The following is a 395-nucleotide window of genomic DNA, read 5'->3' on the forward strand; positions in this document are numbered from 1 at the left end:
AAAGGCCGGCACGTCTTGTTTGATGCGTGACGTCCCCGGAACACCATGCTTTCGGCCAATCCGATTTCGATCGTCCGGGTCCTGTCAGGGCATCGCATGACGCAACACGGTCCGGGAATGCTCCCATGTCGCTGATCGACACTTTCTTCAATCCCGAGGTCATTGCGTCGAGCCTGCCGGCGCTGCTGCGAGGCTTCCTCAACACGCTGCTGCTCGGGATCATGAGCATCGTCATCGGCATCATCGTCGGACTGGCGATCAGCCTGCTGCGGCTCTACGCCCCGAAGCCGCTGCGCTGGCTCGCCATCGGCTATACCGACATCTTCCGCGCCCTGCCGGTGCTGGTGGTGCTGATCCTGATCTACTACGCGCTGCCCTTCCTCGGCATACGCCTG

1 protein-coding gene is annotated in these 395 nt (G+C 62.0%); it reads left to right on the plus strand.

Features of this window, described 5'->3' with window-relative positions; all coding sequences use genetic code 11:
* Nucleotides 1-125: 125 nt before the first annotated feature.
* A partial coding sequence (locus tag EN818_RS30975; protein ID WP_145972143.1) for an ABC transporter permease subunit occupies nucleotides 126-395 on the plus strand: 270 nt, incomplete at its 3' end.

The organism is Mesorhizobium sp. M3A.F.Ca.ET.175.01.1.1 (assembly GCF_004791945.1).
Taxonomy (GTDB): Bacteria; Pseudomonadota; Alphaproteobacteria; order Rhizobiales; family Rhizobiaceae; genus Mesorhizobium.